At 73.1% G+C, this 1,097-nt stretch carries 1 protein-coding gene; it reads left to right on the top strand.

Annotation, left to right across the window (positions count from 1 at the left end; all coding sequences use genetic code 11):
• Nucleotides 1–520 precede the first annotated feature (520 nt).
• Nucleotides 521–1,097: formyltransferase family protein (locus I59_RS07950; protein ID WP_042726572.1), on the top strand; the 577-nt coding region annotated here is incomplete at its 3' end.

Genomic DNA, 1,097 nt, shown 5'->3' with positions numbered 1-1,097 from the left:
TGTTCGGCACGGCTCCCACCACGGCGGACCTACACGTCCTCGCGTGGGTGATCGTCGGCGTCGCCGTCGCGGCGAGCGCCCTGACGATCGCCGACCGCGCGCTGTCCCGTCCGGACGTGGTCTGACCGTGCAGCGTCGCGCGGGCACGGCTCCCGCAGCGTCGCGAACGCCGTGCCCTTCCGTGAGGTGGCAGTTCCGGTTCGATCAACGCGGCGTTCGCGAACCAGAACTGCCACGGACCGATCGCATCGTCCGCGCGCGGCGCGGGCTGCGTGGCGCACGGCACGCGCCAGGCGGCCGCCCCCAGGCGGCAAGCGTCGCGACCCGGATCCGGCCCGCGTCTCCCGGCCGGACCGCCAGCGCGACCTCCCCGGAGCCGCGGCCGGACCGACGGACCCGCACCGCGCCTCCAGGCCGACCCTGGACGTGCAGCCCGGCCATCAGGCCGCCCCGGGCCGAGCAGCACCGCCGGGCCGGCGCGCGACAGCGTGCCCGGTACCCTGATCCGGTGACCGACCCGATGCCCGCGCACACCGCGGCCCTCACGCACTGGACCCTCACCCTCGTCTGCGACGACCGTCCCGGGATCGTGCACGCCGTGTCCGGAGCCGTCGTGGCCGCGCAGGGCAACATCACCGAGTCGCAGCAGTTCTCGAGCGCCGACACGAACACGTTCTTCATGCGCCTCCAGGTCATGGCCCCGGTCGACCGCGCCACCTTCGAGGACGCCCTCGAACCCGTGGTGCAGCGCTACGACGCCCGGGTGCAGCTCGACGTGGTCGGGCGGCCCCTCCGCACGCTCGTCCTCGTGTCCAAGGCCGGACACTGCCTCAACGACCTGCTGTACCGGCAGCGCGGTGGACAGCTGCCGATCGAGGTCCCCCTCGTCCTCTCGAACCACCCCGACCTGCAGGAGCTCGCGTCGTTCTACTCGGTGCCGTTCGAGCACCGTCCGGTGACCGACGCCGAGACGAAGCACGACATGGAGCAGCGGATCCTCGAAGCCGTCGACGAGCTCGACATCGAGCTCGTCGTCCTCGCGCGCTACATGCAGATCCTCTCGCCGGGGCTCTGCGCCGCGCTCGAGGGCCGTGCCG

Origin of the sequence: Curtobacterium sp. B8, from assembly GCF_000333315.1 — a bacterium.
GTDB lineage: Bacteria > Actinomycetota > Actinomycetes > Actinomycetales > Microbacteriaceae > Curtobacterium > Curtobacterium luteum.
This window is presented reverse-complemented; position numbering and strand designations above follow the sequence as displayed.